The following is a 16,561-nucleotide window of genomic DNA, read 5'->3' as shown; positions in this document are numbered from 1 at the left end:
AATGTCTTGTCGGATGGTGCGGGAGGCAGGGTAGTGCGGACGTACTCGTGGCGCGTTTCCGGTGGTCGGGGTTCCGGGCGCCGTGGCGCGGTGGCCGTTGTCGTGTCGGTGCTGCTACTGGCCTCGTCCACGGGTATCCCCGCGACGAGCGAGGCGCGTACCCCCGGAGCCGCCGGTGACTCCGCACCGGCAGACCGGAGCGCGGACGACCCGTTCTACCAGCCGCCGCGGCCACTTCCAGCCGGTGAACCGGGCGATGTCCTCGAGGCGAGGCCGTCGAGTGCCGGACCACCAGCCGCTCGTGCGCTCGCGGACGCGTGGCAGGTGCAGTACCTGTCGACCGACGCACGGGGCGAGCCGATCGCGGTGACCGGAACGGTCCTGGTTCCCGAGGACGTCGAACCGCAGGACGCGCCGATCGTCGGATTGGCCCCCGGCACGCACGGACCGGCATTCCGGTGCGCGCCGTCCAGGATGATCGACGCGGGGGCGTTCTACGAGCAGAACCCGCTCAACGAGACGCTCCGGCGTGGCTACGCCGTCGCGGTTCCGGACTACGAGGGGTATCACGAGAACCCGGAGACCACCTACATGGTGGGCGAATCCATGGGAGCGGCCACACTGGACATCGTACGTGCGGCGCAGCGACTTCCGGAGGCGGGCCTGTCCGGTGATGCTCCGGTGGCTCTCCGGGGCTACTCCCAGGGTGGCGGTGCCGCTGTGTGGGCAGGCGAGATGCAACCGGAGTACGCCCCCGAGATGAACCTGGTCGGCGTCGCGGGCGGTGGCGTCCCGGCCGACCTGGTGCAGGTCTCGCTGCCGCTGGACGGAACGTGGGGCTTCGGGGTGCTCGCCTACGGACTCATCGGGCTCGACAACGCCTACCCCGAGCTGGATCTGGACTCCTACCTCACGGACGCCGGGCGCGAGGCGTTCGACGAGATGCGCGAGGATGCCTGCACGTTCGAGCTGCTGACGCGCTACGCCGGCGATCGGCTGCAGGACTACACCGACCCCAGCCCGGTCCTCGAGCCGGAGTGGGTCGAACGTATCGAACAAAACGCCCTGGGTAACGGGAAGATCGAGGTACCGGTGTACCTGTACCACGCCAGGAACGACGACCTGGTCGCCTTCGGGCAGGCGAGTAGCCTGCGAGACAGCTACTGCGCGCAGGGAATGGACGTGACCTGGGAAGAGTTCGACGTAGATTCACCGGCCCCGCACATCACCATGATCAATGTCGGGGACGGTCCGGTACAGGAGTTCATCACCGAACGTTTCGCCGGGGAACCGAGCACCCCGAACTGCTGAGTGGCCGGCGCGTGTCACCCGACGTGAGGTACCCGACGGGCGGCGCATCCGGCGAGACAGCCGCACGGGCGGCCTGCCCGGCGCGGCTACTCGCGACGGCCGTCCTTGGCGAGTTCCTCGCGTGGATGCTCGCCGGAGCCGGACTTCTCGGTGCTCGGCCGGTCCTGCAGGTTGATGACGACGCGAACGGCGACGAACAGCAACACGCCGACGATCACGATCCATTCGAACAACATATTGATCTCCGCAGGTCGGATTGTTTCACGAAGGACCGGTACCCTCTGCCGTATTTCTCTGTCGGGTTGCTCGCCACGGTGGACTCACCAGAGATCGCCCTCTGCTTTTCCCGACGGCCGCGAACTTCCTGTGGGCAGTGTACGCCCGCCGAGACGTGAGCAGCTCGTCCAGGGTTTCCCGATCATTCGCGATATCTCCATTTGTGGATTCACCCGCTGAATTCGTATTCTACCCCGGGTGCAGGCGCTGCTGAACGGGTATTTCGTCGGTGAACACGAGAGTGTGACGGTCGCGGGCGAATTTGTTCATCGCGACCAACTCCGCCTGCCTCGTTTGTTGGCGTGCCGAACCGCTCAGCCGTGGCTGACCTGCGATTCCGGTTGCCGGTGTGGGTGGCGTAGCGACGGGACACCGCCGGGAACGTGGATGGGGCCGCCGCTGTCGCACCCGGCACGCCGTGCTCCGTAGGCTCGGGGCACGAGAAGCGTGTGTGGTCCGAGAGAACGGAGAGGTCAGTGGGCTGGGAGTTCTGGATCGACCGGGGCGGTACGTTTACCGACATCGTCGCGCGACGGCCGGACGGCTCCGTGGTCAACCACAAGCTGCTCTCGGAGAACCCCGGTCGCTATGCCGACGCCGCCATCGCCGGGATCCGTCACCTGCTCGGTCTGGCCGGGAGTGAGCGGATTCCCGGGGACCTGGTCGACCAGGTGCGGATGGGGACCACGGTGGCCACGAACGCGCTGCTGGAGCGGCACGGGGAGCGTACGGCGCTGGTGATCACCCGCGGTTTCGCCGATGCGTTGCGTATCGGCTACCAGAAACGGCCGGGCATCTTCGACCGTCACATCGTGCTCCCCGAGCTGCTCTACGAGCGCGTGATCGAGGTCGACGAGCGAGTCGCCGCGGACGGCACGGTACTGCGCGAGCCGGACCTCGATAGCCTGGCGGCCGAGCTGCGGAAGGCCCGCTCGGACGGGATCGGCGCGGTGGGGGTGGTGTGCATGCACAGTCACCTGTATCCGGAGCACGAGCGTGCCATCGCCGAGCTCGCCGAGCGCACCGGTTTCGGGCAGGTGTCCCGGTCCAGCGAGGCCAGCCCGCTGATGAAGCTGGTGCCGCGCGGCGACACGGCGGTGGTGGACGCGTACCTGTCCCCGGTGCTGCGCCGGTACGTCGACCAGGTCGCCACGGAGATGCCGGGGGTGCGCCTGATGTTCATGCAGTCCAACGGCGGCCTGACCGAGGCTGGGCACTTCCGGGGCAAGGACGCCATCCTGTCCGGTCCGGCGGGCGGCATCGTCGGCATGGCCCGGATGTCCGGCCTCGCCGGGTTCGAGCACGTCATCGGCTTCGACATGGGTGGCACCTCCACGGACGTATCGCACTACGCGGGCGAGTACGAACGGGTTTTCGACGCGCAGGTCGGCGGGGTGCGGCTGCGCGCGCCGATGCTGGAGATCGACACGGTGGCAGCGGGAGGCGGTTCGGTCCTGCATTTCGACGGCAGCCGGTACCGGGTGGGCCCGGACTCGGCGGGAGCCGATCCCGGCCCTGCCTGTTACCGGCGCGGTGGGCCCCTGACGGTCACCGATGCCAACGTGATGCTCGGGCGCATCCAGCCTGCGCACTTCCCGCACGTGTTCGGGTCAGGCGGTGACCGGCCACTGGACGCGGGCACGGTGCGTGAGCGCTTCACCGAACTCGCGGCGGAGATCGGCGATGGCACCGGCGACCGCCGCGCGCCGGAGGATGTCGCGGAGGGGTACCGGCATATCGCGGTGACGAACATGGCCAACGCGGTGAAGCGGATCTCGGTACAGAAGGGGCACGACATCACCAAGTACGCGCTCACCACGTTCGGCGGCGCGGGCGGCCAGCACGCCTGCGCGGTCGCCGACTCGCTCGGTATCGACACCGTCCTCGTGCCGCCCATGGCAGGGGTGCTCTCCGCACTCGGTATCGGACTGGCCGACACCACCGCGATGCGGGAGCAGTCCGTCGAGGCGCCGCTGACCGCGGACGGGATGGACACCCTGCACGCCGAGGCCGACGCGATCGAGGAGTCCGCGCGCGCGGAGCTGCGCGCCGAGGGGATACCGGAGGACCGGATCCGGGTGACGCGGCGTGCCCACGTGCGGTACGACCGTACCGACACGGTCGTTCCCGTGGAGCTGACCGGCTACGCGGAGATGGTCTCCGCGTTCGAGCACGGCCATCGCGCGACGTACTCGTTCCTGCTGGAGCGTCCGCTGATCGTGGAGGCCCTGTCTGTGGAGGCGACCGGGCTGACCGAGGCGCCCGACCTGTCCGCGCTGGGGCAGGCCGGGACGGAGCCCGCCGGGCCGGTGGACAGGGTCTCGCTGTACACGGGGGGCGCGTGGCACGAGGTGCCGCTGTACGAGCGGGGCAGCCTGCGCGCGGGCGACGAGGTCGACGGCCCGGCCGTTATCGCCGAGGCGAACGCGACGACCGTGGTCGACGAGGGATGGAAGGCGTACGCGGCCGACGGTGGCCATGTGATCGTCGAACGGGTGCGGGTCCGTTCCGGAGCGGATGTCGGTACCGAGGCGGACCCGGTCCTGCTGGAGATCTTCAACAACCTGTTCATGTCCATCGCCGAGCAGATGGGCTCACGCCTGGAGTCCACGGCACAGTCCGTCAACATCAAGGAGCGGCTGGACTTCTCCTGCGCACTGTTCGACCCGGACGGCAACCTCATCGCCAACGCCCCGCACATGCCGGTGCACCTGGGTTCGATGGGAACCAGCGTCAAGGAGGTGCTGGACAGGCGTGCGGGCACCATGGCGCCGGGTGACGTGTACGCCGTCAACGATCCGTACCACGGCGGGACACACCTGCCGGACGTCACGGTGATCACGCCGGTGTTCGACGCGCTTGGCGAGTCCGTACTGTTCTACGTCGCCTCCCGCGGTCACCACGCGGAGATCGGCGGGATCACGCCCGGGTCGATGCCCGCGCACAGCAGGCACGTCGACGAGGAAGGCGTGCTGTTCGACAACTGGCTGCTCGCCTCGGGCGGGCGGTTCCGCGAGGAGGAGACCCGGCAGCTGCTCGCGGGGGCGGTGTACCCCTCGCGGAACCCGGACACCAACCTCGCGGACCTGCGCGCACAGATCGCCGCGAACCGGAAAGGCGTCGACGAGGTCAACAAGATGATCGACCACTTCGGACTCGGTGTGGTGCAGGCTTACATGCGGCACGTGCAAGACAACGCCGAGGAGGCTGTGCGCCGTGTGATCGACAGCCTGGAGGACGGGGAGTACACCTACGAGATGGACTCCGGGGCTGTGATCGCGGTGCGGATCACTGTGGACAGGCAGCGGCGGTCGGCCACGATCGACTTCACGGGAACCTCGGCGCAGCTGCGCACCAACTTCAACGCCCCGGCGTCGGTGGCGACAGCGGCCGTGCTGTACGTCTTCCGCACGCTGGTCGCCGACGACATCCCGCTCAACGACGGTTGCCTGCGGCCGTTGCGGGTACGCATCCCCGCCGGATCGATGCTCGCCCCCAGCCATCCGGCGGCCGTCGTGGCAGGGAACGTGGAGACCTCGCAGGCGGTGACCGGCGCGCTGTACGCCGCGCTCGGCGCTCAGGCGGAAGGTTCCGGGACGATGAACAACATCACCTTCGGCAACGAGCGGTACCAGTACTACGAGACGCTCAGCTCGGGCTCGGGAGCGGGCAACGGTTTCGACGGGACGGATGTGGTGCAGACGCACATGACGAACTCCCGGCTCACCGACCCCGAGGTGCTGGAGTGGCGGTACCCGGTGCTGCTCGAGGAGTTCGCGATCCGGCGCGGCAGCGGCGGGGCCGGCCGGTGGCGCGGCGGGAACGGCGCGGTGCGCCGGTTGCGGTTCGCCGAGGCGATGACGGTGTCCACGCTGACCGGGCACCGGCGGGTCCCGCCGTACGGCATGGCGGGTGGCGAGCCCGGCGCTCTCGGGGCGAACCGGGTGGAGCGCGCCGACGGGAGTGTGGTCGAGCTGGACGGGTGCGACTCGGTGGAGCTGTCCGAGGGCGACGTGCTGGTGATCGAGACCCCGGGCGGTGGCGGGTACGGCCCGCCCGCCACCCCGTGACGGGCGGGCCGACACCCCGTGTCGGGTCTTCCGGCACCCCGTGTCGGGCGAGCCGGCTCTGCTGAGGAGGGCCACGGCAGCGCTCGCTCGCCGCTCGCTAGCCCGCGGGGTCGTCCGGGAGCTAGCGCACGAAGTCGCGCACGTCGCGATACACGCGCGGATCCAGTGATAGCTGGATGTGCTCCATGCAGGCCGTTTCGGTGTTCGACGCACCCTCGAGGACAGTGCTGTCCTGCGGGATGATGACCTCGTCACAGGGTGACCACCAGGTTCCGTAGTTCACCGGGCCGGGTGTCTCGTCCTCGGCATTGAGCTCGGCGAGGAACTCCGAACCGATCCGCATCTCGCGGCAGGAGTCCGGTGTGAAGCAGAAGGGGGTGGATGCCCACAGCGTGCCGTGGTTGGGGCCGCCGAGCGATACCCAGTCGTCGACGTACTCCGTTCCCCCACCGAACTTCAGGTACCAGCGCGAGCTGAGACCGCCCATCGAGTGCGTGATGATATCGATCTCGGCCACGCCGTGCTCGCGCCGGATGTCGTCGACGTGCCGCGCGACTTTCTCCGCGATATCCCGGTTGGATTCCGCGCTCACGTAATCCATCGTATGGAGCCGTTCCGGGTTCCAGCCGTCGGCGACGAATTGGGTGGTGAACGAGGCCCACTGCGAGCTGTTCTCGTTCCACCCGTGGATGAACAGGATCGGATCGTGCGCCGTGTCTTGCGCGTGAGCCTCCTGCGTACTTGCCGTGCCCAGGGCGACCAGGGAAAAGGCTGCGGCAGCGAGAGCGGTGACCACACGTCTCCAGGGAGTCGTCATCGCTTTCCCTCCGGTGGTAGGGGTCCGTTATTGTGGATCGTCAATATAGGCAGCCACAATTTTCGGGGTCAACAAGAATCCCGATAAACAGCGCGCGGACATGTCTCGATGTTTTCCGGTTGGAGCCTGTCGACAACCTCGTGCTCGCTTTTTGTGCATCTTCGCGAGTCCGCTCCCGGTGAGGCCCCGCCCCGAGGGGGTGTAAGGCCGCGCACGCTCGCCCGTCAGGTGGGGTGACGCGGCTGGATGGGCCAGCCGATCGATGGAAGGAGCAGACATGTACACCAGGACGTCACCGACCACACGGCAGCGCCTCGCATGGACCCCGGCCCTCTTCGCGGCCCTGTCCCTGGTATTCGTGCCAGGGGGGACCGCGTTCGCGCAGCCGGAGGAACCGTCGGTGCCCGAGGACGCGCTGCAACCGGATGACCTGCTGCCGCCGGACGATGACCTGCTGCGGCCGGACGATGACCTGCTCCAGCCGAAGGATCCGGGCGACGAGAATCCCGAACTGGCGATCTCCGTGGAGCCGCAGTGCGAACCCGAGGCGGGAGTCGGGTACGAGATCGACGGCGAGGGAGTTCCCCCTGGCCCGCATATCTACCGCGCCGACTGGCAGGAGCTGCCCGCGGGATCGTCCGGTTCGGAACACGGCAAGTCGGGGCTCATCAGCACCGGCGAAGGTGAGTTCGAGGTTCGCGGCGTCGCGACCGGGGTCCTGGACGGATCAGGCACGTACGAGACCGAGTGGCAGGTCGTCACCGTCGACTGCACAGACGAGGACGACGGTAAGGACGACGAGGGCGAGGACGACGGCGAAGACGACGGTAAGGACGACGGCGGCGAAGACGGCGGCGGCGAAGACGACGGTAAGGACGAGGAGGACAGCGGCAGTTCCGGCTCCGGTGGCTCCCGGGACATCGTGGAGGCCGAGCCGAACTTCACCGGCTGACGTCACGGCAGCGTGTAGGCCCGCCCACGCTCGTGGGCGGGCCTACACGTGTCCGGCAGCCGTTTCCGGATCCAGCGCTGCGGGGTGTAAGGCCGGCCCTGGTGGATCGTCAGGACGGGTGGCAGGGCCGGCAGGCGGCCCGGAGGTAGAGACGACCCGGGAGGATCCGATGAACATCACGACTCGCGACCGGGAGGCCGGCTGGCGCCCGGCTCTCGTGCTGGCCACGATCGGTGCGGTGCTGCTCGTGGTGGTGGGCGTGGCCGCTGCCGTGCTGCTGGCGGGCCGGGCAGCGACCCCGGCAGAGGAAGGCTCCGGCAGTTCCGCGCAGTCGGGGCAGGAGGCGTCAGCCGGCCAGGACGGCTCCGGCGCGCTGGTGGCGCGGGCCGCCGGGGAGACGGCGATATACGATCACCCCTCGGCTCAGGCCCCGTCCGGGACGGTTCCGGAAGTGACCCCGTTCGGTACCGAAACGGTCATGCTCATCACCGAGAACGGCGCGGCAGAGCACGACGGCTGGTTCGAGGTCCGTACCCCTGTGCGGCCCAACGACGCGACCGGCTGGGTCCGGGCGGACGCGGTCGAGGTCGAGGAGGTCGACCTTGCCGTGGATATCGACCTGGACGGCAGGGAGCTGACCGTACTCGACTCCGGTGAGGAGCTGCTGAGCACGCAGGCAGGTATCGGTGAGCCCGCGTACCCGACCCCGCCGGGCCGGTTCTACATCACGGACAAGCTGAAAACCCCGGATCCCGGCGGGGCGTACGGTCCGTACGCGCTCGGGCTGTCCGCGTACTCCGAGGTCCTCACCGAGTTCATGGGAGGCGACGGGCAGGTCGGCATCCACGGCACGGATACCCCGAGCAGCATCGGGAAGGCGTCCTCACACGGCTGCGTGCGGATCTCCAACGAGTTGATCGAGGAGCTGGCGCACCTGCTTCCGCTGGGTACGCCGGTAACGATCTCGTGAGATGATGGGAATCCGGTCCCGGGAGCGATCATGCGCGAGCACGCCGCACACTCCGAGCGGGGCGACGAGGAGCTCGTCGTCGCCTGCCGCGCGGGCGAGCGCGCGGCCTTCGGCGTCCTGGTCCAGCGCTGGTTCGACCGGTGCTGGAACGTCGCCTGGCGGATCCTGTACGACCGCGACCTGGCCTCGGACACTGCCCAGGACGCCCTGTTGGCGGCCTGGGAGGGGATCGACAGGTTGGATACCCCCGCCGCGTTCGGCGGCTGGATCCTCCGGATCGCGCGCAACCGTGCCCTGGACCGGCTGGACAAGGAGCGCCGAGCCGTGCCCACAGCTGATGAGGGGGCCCTCGAACCGGGGCCCGAGTCCAACACGCTTGCCGACCCCGAGGCCGAGCTCACCCGCGCCCAGCAGCACGACCTCGTGTGGGCGGCCTCCGCCGCGCTCGGTGAACGGGATGCCAGCCTGCTCGATCTGCACCTGCGTCACGGCATGGAGCCGAACGAGCTGGCTGCCGAGCTCGGCGTGGCGCCCAACGCGGCGCACCAGGCACTGTTCCGGATGCGCAAACGGCTGGGTGGTGCGGTCCGCGCGTGGCTGCTGTGGCGGGACGGAAGCCCGGGATGCGTAGCGCTGCGTGCGGAGTTGGCCGCCGCCGGGATCGAGCGGTTCACGGCTGAGACCGCGCGCCTCATCGACCGGCATGCCGGTGACTGTGCGGAGTGTAGCGACCAGCGCGAGCGGGTGAGTGCGCCGTCCGCGCTGTTCTCGGCGGTGCCGTTGCTGGCTGTGCCACTTGCGACGCGCGCGGCGGCCGTGCGGGAGCTCGCGGCTTCCGGGGTGCCGACGGGAGATGCGGCCCCCGGCACGGTCGAGCTGCCCGCCGCGGCCCCGGACGGCGATCCGGGCGCCCCCGGCGATGTGCGGGGCCTCGGGACGGCCGCGGGTACCTCGACCGCATCGGCGTGGGGCCGTCCCGCGTTCTGGGCGGTCGCGACGTTTCTGCTGGTCGTGGCGGGACTCGGGGGTTGGCTGCTGTGGGGTGGTGCGGGTGAAGCGCCCATCGCGGGGCGCCCGATGCCGGAGGCCGGCGTGGTCCAGGAGACGGACCGCGCCACCACTACGCCGAGGCCGCCGGAGAGCGAGGTTCCCACGGAACCCGCGCCGCCGGAGCGGCGAGAACCCACCCGGGAGGCACCCACCCGGGACACACCGACCCGGCAGGCGCCGACGCAGCCGCCCACGGAGGTGCCCGAGACCGCACAGCCCGAACCCGCTCCCGAGGTCGTCTCCTTCGACGTCGAGAGCTCGCAGCAGCAGTGCAGGCGAGGCTATGACCAGGCACAGCAGCCCCTGTACGGTCTGGTGCACCGGCTCTCCTGGGAGTCGACCCGCGCGGACGCGGCCACGCTGACGGTCGATGACGCCGATCCGGTAGATGTCGCTGTCACCGGTACGCGGCAGGAGTGCGCGCCCGCTGATGCCACGTTCACCCTGGAGATCACCGGTCCGGGCGGGACGGACACCGCCACGCGAACGGCGAGCGAGGGTTGAGCCCCGCCGTGTCGGGCGATCCGGCACGCCGTGTCGGGCACACTGCCACTGCGCGTTGGCTAGTCCGGTACGTAGCGCTGGGTGGTCTCCGACCAGGACAGTGCGGACAGCAAGCCCTGCCTGCTGGCACCGCCTGCGATGACCAGCTCGTCGCGCACCACGCCGTACCCCGCGCCATGCACGGCGAGCATGGAGCCGGGTCCCTCGTCCCAGGTGTCCGCGCCGGAGGGCAGCAGGAAGTGCCGCTGGAAAACCCCTCCGGTGAGCAGGCTCGGGTCCTCCCCGTCGACGACGTGGACGGTACCGTCGACGACGCCGACCGCCATGGCACTGATCGGTTCGGGCAGTGTCGGGCCGGCCCGCCAGGTGTCGGTGGCCGGGTCGTACACGTCCACCCAGTCGAGCAGGCCGTCGGTACGACCACCCATCGCCCAGACCTCGCCGTCCAGCGTGACTGCCCGGACATGCTCGCGGTTGTCGCCGAGGGGCGCGCCGCGTGACCAGCCGTCGCCCGGCTCGAAGACGAGTATCTCGGTCGCCGGGCCGTCGCCTCCGATGGCGTAGAGCCTGCCGTCCAGCGCGGCGAGGGCGTGCCCCATGCGTCCCTCGGGCATCGGCGCCTCGGATCTCCACCGCTGCGCCCCGCTGTCCAGCGACCAGACGTCGGTTCGCGGCGACCAGTCGGTGGCCGACGCCGAGCCGCCGGTGACGTAGATGGTCCCGTCCAGCTCGGCGGCCGCGGCGTGATGCCGTGGTTCCGGTAGGTCCGGAGCGCTCCGCCACCCGTCCTCAGCCGGGTCGTACGCCTGCACGGCCGTGGACGTGCGGCCGGGACCGGTGAGCCCGCCGAGGACGAACAGCTCACCGCCCGTGACGGCGGAGGCGACCTCGCCGCGCTGCTGGGGAAGGTCGGCCCCGAGCTGCCAGGACGAGCCGTCCTCCGGCGCCGGGTTGGTGGCGATCAGGGTCACCGCGCCGCCCATCGCGAGGACGAGGAGCGCCAGGACGGTGATCAGTACGGCGCGTAGCGCTCGGTTGGCCGGACGGGTACGCCGTGCGACTGCCATCCGTCCAGGATCCCCCGGTACCGGGACGCGCACGCGGATTCACACGAGCGGCGGCGTGGCGCCCTCGACGTGCCACCCGTCAGGCGACCGTGGTCCGTTCCCGTCGCCCCTGCCCAGCGGCTGCCGTGACATAGCACCACGCGAACAGGGCCCAGGCGACCGTGAAGACCACTCCGACGGAGAGGTAGCCGAGCGTCCACAACACCGCGGGCGTGTCCTCCTTGCGCTCCCGCTGCAGGAACGAGATCTCGTGGATGAAGTCGCGCTCGCCGGACTCCGCACGGATCTCGGGGGCGTTCGCCTCCGGGTCCTCCGGGGCGTACAGCGGGGCGATCGCCATCGTGCGCAGCGGTGTGTGCAACCGCAGCCCCGTCTTCCACTCGCCGTAGACCGGTAGTGGCTCGGTCGACCGGTACACGCCCTCGTCGACGCGCTCCAGCTCGACGTTGTAGAAGTCGCCGCCCTGCCAGGCCAGGAAGCGCAGCCAGATCGCACCGTCGTCGGCGTCGGCGGGCCGCAGCGTGACGGTGGCGTGCACCCAGCGCGGCTCGGCGTCCTCGTGCGGGTAGGCCACGTCCTGAGACTCGTCGCTCTCGGTGACCTCGAATTCCGCGCTGAGGCCGTCCTCGGGGGGTTGCGGCGGGACGGCCACGAACATCAGCGCCGCGGCGAGGAGGGCACCGGCGAGCCCGACGGCGTGCCGCGAGCGGAACCGCTCGCCGGCGGCGCCCTCGACACCGGATCCGGCGGGGCGCAGCGGGTCGCGCCGGGCGATGGCCTCGACACGCTGGTGTTGCCACGCGCCGATCGCCGCCCCCGCGAGTGCGGCGGCGGTACCGAGCGCGACGAACGCGGGCAGCAGCTCGGTTGGCCAGGCGTACGGCATCACCACGCGCGAGAAGCCCCAGTCGGCCAGCACGCCGAGCACGCCGCTGGCGAGACCGGCGACGAGGGCGAAGCGGTAACCCAGCTGCCTGCGCGCCATGGCCAGCGCGACGAGCTCCACGACGACGGCCTGCCCGATGTAGGGCAGGAACGGGGAGGTGGGCATGTCCAGCGCTGCGGGCAACACCGCGTACAGCGCTCGTGAGGCGAAGAACACGGCCAGCACGATCACGGTCGCGCCGGGGCCGAACTGCATCCGGGCGAAGACCAGCACCCACGCGGACAGCAGCCCGACCAGCACCACCTGGCTGGCCAGCGGGAACTGCGGCACACCGATGTCGTACTCCATCAGGAACGCCGAGGCGCCCATCAGCCACGCCCCCGCGAGCACGGGGGATAGCACGCGTACGAACCGCCCCGAGCTGCCCACCTGGCGGGACTCGGCCAGCAGGAGCTGCAGGCCGAGGACGACGCTGACACCTCCACCCACCATGAGCACGTGTGTCGGGCCCCAGAGGGTGACGTCCTGCCCGAAGAGCCGGTGCCAGATGTCGTCCAGTGGGAAGCCGCCCACCGCGACGAGCCCGGTGACCGTGATCAGCACACTGCCCATCGGCACGCGCCAGTTACCCGGCAGCCGCAGCGTGCGCGCGGGTAGTGGCTCCTTGGCCAGGGACGCACTCATGACACCGGTCAGGAAGATCCCGATGAGACCGAGGTAGATCGGGTAGTGCGAGGGGTTGTCCAGCGGGCCCTCGTCCCTGCCGAAGAAGATGTGCGACGGGACGTCCCAGTAGACCCCGACGAGGGCCGCCACGCCGGACAGCAGCGCGGTGCCCATCGGCAGCGCCGCCCACCGGGGCAGGCCCGTGAGCCGGGCGGCCCAGTCGGCAAGCAGCCCGAGCGGGGTCCTCCGCCCGCGGCGCTCGGCGATGCCGAGCAGTACGAGCGGGACCACGGTGACCAGGAAGATCCCGAACGCGATCAGTACCTGGTCGAGGGCCGCGCCACCTGCCGGTGGCGAGTGGGTGAGAAGCATCGTCGGTTCCTTCCGCGCGCGTGGTGCATGGGCACGTGCAGCCGATGGCCCGTGGCCCGGACCCGCAGATGAAACTTATGGTAACTGTTACCGACGGTAACATGATAGTGGGTGGGCGTATGGCGGCGGTTCTTTACCCGGGCGGGTTACGGTTTACCTGTGAGTAGCGCAGCGCAGGGGCAGGAGTCGCCGGACGAGGCCCGACCGAGCTCGTACGCACGGTTCGGCCACGAGTTCTTCCGGCACGCGGTCACGGCCGAGCGGATCGCCGAGTCGGTGCGCGATCTCGCGGGGCGGCCGATCGAGTTCGGCCCGATGAGCGCCGGGCCGGGCCGCCTGGCCAAGGTTTCCGCACGGGGTGCGGTCGGCGACCCGGTGACGAGGCGGATCGCCGATACCGAGCCGCTGCGCTTCCGGGTGCGCATCCCGGTGAACCTGCGGTTGACGATCTCCCTCGGCGGGAGCACCCACCGGTTCCGGGCGGAGGTGGTGATCCCCGTAGAGCTGACGGCGCGGGCGGTCGAACCGTTGCGCGTGCACGTCGACGCCAGCCCTCCCGAGCAGGGCGATATCGACGTCACGCTGCACTCCGACGGGGTCGGTGCCGGGGTGCTGCGACGCGTGGCCGGTATCGAGGACGAGCTACGCCGGTTCGTGGCACGCTACGTCGCCACGGAGATCGACGACCCACGGTCGGTCGAGGCCCGGCACGTCGACATCGCGTCGATCATCGAGCGCGGCACGCACCGGTCGGGGTGAGCCGGGCGGCCGACAACGGGTGGCGTGCGGCAATGGAGGTGGTGATGAGCGGGCAGGCTGACGAGCACATGTCGGCTGAACAGTTCCGCGCGTACGGCAAGCAGGTCGTGGACTGGATCGCGGACTACCTGGCGGGAATCGAGTCCTACCCGGTACGCGCACCGGTGCACCCGGGTGACATCCGTGCTCGCCTGCCGTCCAGCGCGCCCGAGCACGGCGAGCCGTGGGACCGGATCCAGGCTGATGTGGACCGGGTGATCATGCCGGGTGTCACGCACTGGCAGCACCCGGGCTTCTTCGCGTACTTCCCCGCCAACGCCAGCGGCCCGGCGATCCTCGGCGAGCTGCTCTCCGCGGGGCTCGGCGCGCAGGGCATGTTGTGGGAGACCGGCCCGGCGTGTACCGAGCTGGAGTCGGTGGTCGTGGACTGGCTGGCCGAGCTGCTCGGGCTGCCCGCGTGGTGGCGTACCGACGGGCCGGGCGGCGGGGTGATCCAGGACTCAGCCTCGAGCGCCGCGCTGGTCGCGCTGGTCGCCGCGCTGTGGCGGGCCGGGCGGGTGGACGCCGGCCGGACCGCGTGTACCGTGTACGTCTCCGCGCAGACGCATTCCTCGATGGCCAAGGCTGCCCGCATCGCAGGCGTCACCACATCGAACCTGCGTACCGTCGACGTCGACCCGGACACCCTGGCGATGCGCCCGGAACACCTGGAGGAGCTGGTAGCGGCCGACGTGGCAGCCGGGGCGGTACCGACGATGGTGTGCGCCACGATCGGCACCACATCGACCACGGCGATCGACCCGGTCGGCGCGCTCGGCGAGGTGTGCAGGCGCCACGGGGTGTGGCTGCACGTCGACGCGGCCTACGCGGGTGTGGCCGCGGTGTGTCCCGAGCTGCGCTGGATCAACGACGGCGCCGCCGAGTACGCGGACTCGTATGTCACCGACCCGCACAAGTGGTTGCTGACCAACTTCGACTGCAGCGTGCTGTGGGTCGCCGACCGGGAGCCACTGGTCGAGGCACTGTCCATCCTTCCGGAGTACCTGCGCAACCCGGCGACCGACTCCGGCGAGGTCATCGACTACCGGGACTGGCAGGTCCCGCTCGGGAGGCGGTTCCGCGCGTTGAAGCTGTGGATGGTGATGCGGTGGTACGGGGCCGAGGGGTTACGTAGTCACGTGCGCCGATGCGTGGAGCTGGCAGGCGAGCTGGCCCGGCTCGCGGGCTCCGACGACGGGTTCACCGTGTACGAACACCATCCCTTCGGGCTGGTGTGCTTCCGTCCGATCTGGCCGGGAACGGCGGAGGCGGCCGCCGACGAGGCGACGGCCGAGCTGCTGCGACGGCTCAACGACTCCGGCGCGGTGTACCTGAGCCACACGACCGTTGCGGGCCGTACGGTGCTGCGGTTCGCGGTGGGTTCGCCCGCGACCGGCAGCGAGCACGTGCGAGCCGCCTGGCAGCGTGTCGTGGCCGAGTACCGCGCGATGCGGCCGGGGGTGAGCGGGTGACGCCCACCCCCGGCCTGTTCGCGGATCAGAAGCAGGGCTCGTCCATGGTGTGGCCCTCCGCGCTCGGGCCGGTGAAGAACTCCTGCTCCACGGTGAGGCCGGTCGGCGCGTCCTCGTCGACCCGGCTGATCAGGCTCTGCCGGAACACGCCCTCGTCCGGCTCCGCGGCGTAGTTGCCTGCCTCCTCGGGCAGCAGGCCCTCGTAGTCCACGCTCTCCAGCGAGCCGGCTGCCTCACGCAGGCCTTCCCTGGTGAGCTCGCCCTCGTCCACGGCACGCTCGATCGCGGCCTTCATCGGGTAGGACCAGGCCCAGCCCGCCAGGAAGCCCTCGTTGGGCTCCACATCGGGCAGCGCATCGCGCATGGCCTGGTGGGCGTCCGTGTCGGCGTCCCAGGGCTGCCACGGCCCCGCGTGCAGGAACATGTTCTTGAACGCGTCGCCTGCCGGGCTGTTCAGCAGCTCGGGGTTCCACGTAGGACCGCTTCCGACGAACGTGCCCTCGTAGCCGCGTGCGGCCGCCTGCCCGACGATGGTCGCGACGTCGGACGGTCCGGCGGTGAGGGTGACCAGATCGGGCTCCTCCGAGACGATCGCGTTGACCGCGTCGGACTGGTTGTCGGTCCCGGGAGGTGTCTCCACCGCCTGGAAGTCCAGCCCGCGCTCCTCGGCGGCGATCTCCGCGCCACCGGCGCCGTCCTCGCCGTAGTCACCGGCGTAGTGCACCGAGACCACCGACTCGACGCCCCGCTCGTCGACCGCGTAGTCGACCGCGTTCATCATCTCTATGCAGTAGTTGGTCCCGGACTGCAGGATGACGTCCTCGAACAACCACTCGGACGACCACGAGGCCGGTGCGCCGATGACGTCGTTGCTCTCCATGTCGGGCAGGATCGCCGCGGTCTGCGGTGAACCGAGCGTCTGGGCGAGGGCGAGGACCTCGTCGCGGATCTCCTGGTACACCTGGTTGTGAATCTCGGGGTTGTACTTGTTGTCGCGGACGAAGCTGGTCACGTCGATGTCGTAGCCGCCGATACCGCCCTCTTCGTTCACCCGGGCCCAGAACGCCTCCTGCGCCTGCGTGATGGGCTGCGCGAGGGCGGCGAACGGTCCTTCGCTGAGGTCCGAGATCGTGCCGAGGTAGATACACCCGTTGTCCTCGTTCGGGGTGTCGGGGCACGCTTCCTCGGTCACGCCGACGTCGGTTTCGACGTCACCCCCGCGGATCCCGCACGCCGAGGCGACGAGTGCTGTGGTGGCGATGATCGCCACCAGCGGAGCTTTTCGTCGATACATGGTCGGTTCCTTTCCCTGTGGCTGACACGGACTTTGGACCATCCACAGTGTCTGAT

At 70.0% G+C, this 16,561-nt stretch carries 12 protein-coding genes; 7 read left to right on the top strand and 5 right to left on the bottom strand.

All coding sequences use genetic code 11. The features are described 5' to 3' along the window. Positions 1 to 90 precede the first annotated feature (90 nt). Positions 91 to 1,311, top strand: coding sequence for a lipase family protein (locus H0B56_RS08115; RefSeq protein WP_343063801.1), 1,221 nt, complete (start codon positions 91 to 93; stop codon positions 1,309 to 1,311). An 86-nt stretch (positions 1,312 to 1,397) separates the two neighbouring features. Here the strand turns inward: H0B56_RS08115 and H0B56_RS08110 are convergent, their stop codons facing one another. After that, complete coding sequence (locus H0B56_RS08110; RefSeq protein ID WP_180892276.1) at positions 1,398 to 1,547, bottom strand: hypothetical protein; 150 nt, start codon at positions 1,545 to 1,547, stop codon at positions 1,398 to 1,400. Between the two features lie 516 nt (positions 1,548 to 2,063). Between H0B56_RS08110 and H0B56_RS08105 the strand changes: the two genes are divergently transcribed. Further along, the gene (locus H0B56_RS08105) at positions 2,064 to 5,657 is read left to right on the top strand and encodes a hydantoinase B/oxoprolinase family protein (protein ID WP_219632400.1); all 3,594 of its coding nucleotides are present in this window, start codon (positions 2,064 to 2,066) and stop codon (positions 5,655 to 5,657) included. A gap of 121 nt (positions 5,658 to 5,778) precedes the next feature. Here H0B56_RS08105 and H0B56_RS08100 read toward each other — a convergent pair whose 3' ends face one another. Continuing rightward, positions 5,779 to 6,474, bottom strand: coding sequence for an esterase/lipase family protein (locus tag H0B56_RS08100; protein WP_180892275.1), 696 nt, complete (start codon positions 6,472 to 6,474; stop codon positions 5,779 to 5,781). Positions 6,475 to 6,751: 277 nt separating this feature from the next. On the opposite strand from H0B56_RS08100, the gene H0B56_RS08095 reads away from it, so the two are divergent. The 3 genes from H0B56_RS08095 (at position 6,752) to H0B56_RS08085 (ending at position 9,950) form a co-directional block, all read left to right on the top strand. Beyond that, positions 6,752 to 7,426: a hypothetical protein gene (locus H0B56_RS08095; RefSeq protein WP_180892274.1), complete on the top strand. Its 675-nt coding sequence runs from the start codon at positions 6,752 to 6,754 to the stop codon at positions 7,424 to 7,426. Between the two features lie 169 nt (positions 7,427 to 7,595). Then, positions 7,596 to 8,396 (top strand): L,D-transpeptidase, encoded by an 801-nt coding sequence (locus H0B56_RS08090; protein WP_180892273.1) that lies wholly within the window; start codon positions 7,596 to 7,598, stop codon positions 8,394 to 8,396. A gap of 30 nt (positions 8,397 to 8,426) precedes the next feature. Further along, positions 8,427 to 9,950, top strand: coding sequence for an RNA polymerase sigma factor (locus tag H0B56_RS08085; RefSeq protein WP_180892272.1), 1,524 nt, complete (start codon positions 8,427 to 8,429; stop codon positions 9,948 to 9,950). Positions 9,951 to 10,009: 59 nt separating this feature from the next. Here H0B56_RS08085 and H0B56_RS08080 read toward each other — a convergent pair whose 3' ends face one another. Continuing rightward, positions 10,010 to 11,017, bottom strand: coding sequence for a Kelch repeat-containing protein (locus tag H0B56_RS08080; protein ID WP_180892271.1), 1,008 nt, complete (start codon positions 11,015 to 11,017; stop codon positions 10,010 to 10,012). 79 nt (positions 11,018 to 11,096) lie between these two features. Beyond that, positions 11,097 to 12,941: a hypothetical protein gene (locus H0B56_RS08075; RefSeq protein WP_180892270.1), complete on the bottom strand. Its 1,845-nt coding sequence runs from the start codon at positions 12,939 to 12,941 to the stop codon at positions 11,097 to 11,099. Positions 12,942 to 13,100: 159 nt separating this feature from the next. Between H0B56_RS08075 and H0B56_RS08070 the strand changes: the two genes are divergently transcribed. Together H0B56_RS08070 and H0B56_RS08065 are read left to right on the top strand one after the other, a co-directional pair. Then, on the top strand, positions 13,101 to 13,700 hold the full coding sequence (locus H0B56_RS08070) for a hypothetical protein (protein ID WP_180892269.1): 600 nt from the start codon (positions 13,101 to 13,103) through the stop codon (positions 13,698 to 13,700). A gap of 68 nt (positions 13,701 to 13,768) precedes the next feature. Further along, positions 13,769 to 15,211, top strand: a complete 1,443-nt coding sequence (locus H0B56_RS08065) for an aminotransferase class I/II-fold pyridoxal phosphate-dependent enzyme (protein WP_180892421.1) — start codon at positions 13,769 to 13,771, stop codon at positions 15,209 to 15,211. 25 nt (positions 15,212 to 15,236) lie between these two features. Here H0B56_RS08065 and H0B56_RS08060 read toward each other — a convergent pair whose 3' ends face one another. Next, the gene (locus H0B56_RS08060; protein WP_219632399.1) at positions 15,237 to 16,505 is read right to left on the bottom strand and encodes an ABC transporter substrate-binding protein; all 1,269 of its coding nucleotides are present in this window, start codon (positions 16,503 to 16,505) and stop codon (positions 15,237 to 15,239) included. Positions 16,506 to 16,561: the final 56 nt, after the last annotated feature.

Source organism: Haloechinothrix aidingensis (assembly GCF_013450155.1).
In the GTDB taxonomy this organism is placed as follows: Bacteria; Actinomycetota; Actinomycetes; order Mycobacteriales; family Pseudonocardiaceae; genus Haloechinothrix; species Haloechinothrix aidingensis.
The sequence above is the reverse complement of the archived record's forward strand: the minus strand, read 5'-3'. Positions and strand labels throughout refer to the sequence as shown.

Coding starts and splice junctions, on each gene's coding strand:
- H0B56_RS08110 (WP_180892276.1), bottom strand. CDS start 1,547: ATGTTGTTCGAATGGATCGTGATCGTCGGCGTGTTGCTGTTCGTCGCC.
- H0B56_RS08100 (WP_180892275.1), bottom strand. CDS start 6,474: ATGACGACTCCCTGGAGACGTGTGGTCACCGCTCTCGCTGCCGCAGCC.
- H0B56_RS08095 (WP_180892274.1), top strand. CDS start 6,752: ATGTACACCAGGACGTCACCGACCACACGGCAGCGCCTCGCATGGACC.
- H0B56_RS08090 (WP_180892273.1), top strand. CDS start 7,596: ATGAACATCACGACTCGCGACCGGGAGGCCGGCTGGCGCCCGGCTCTC.
- H0B56_RS08085 (WP_180892272.1), top strand. CDS start 8,427: ATGCGCGAGCACGCCGCACACTCCGAGCGGGGCGACGAGGAGCTCGTC.
- H0B56_RS08080 (WP_180892271.1), bottom strand. CDS start 11,017: ATGGCAGTCGCACGGCGTACCCGTCCGGCCAACCGAGCGCTACGCGCC.
- H0B56_RS08075 (WP_180892270.1), bottom strand. CDS start 12,941: ATGCTTCTCACCCACTCGCCACCGGCAGGTGGCGCGGCCCTCGACCAG.
- H0B56_RS08065 (WP_180892421.1), top strand. CDS start 13,769: ATGTCGGCTGAACAGTTCCGCGCGTACGGCAAGCAGGTCGTGGACTGG.
- H0B56_RS08060 (WP_219632399.1), bottom strand. CDS start 16,505: ATGTATCGACGAAAAGCTCCGCTGGTGGCGATCATCGCCACCACAGCA.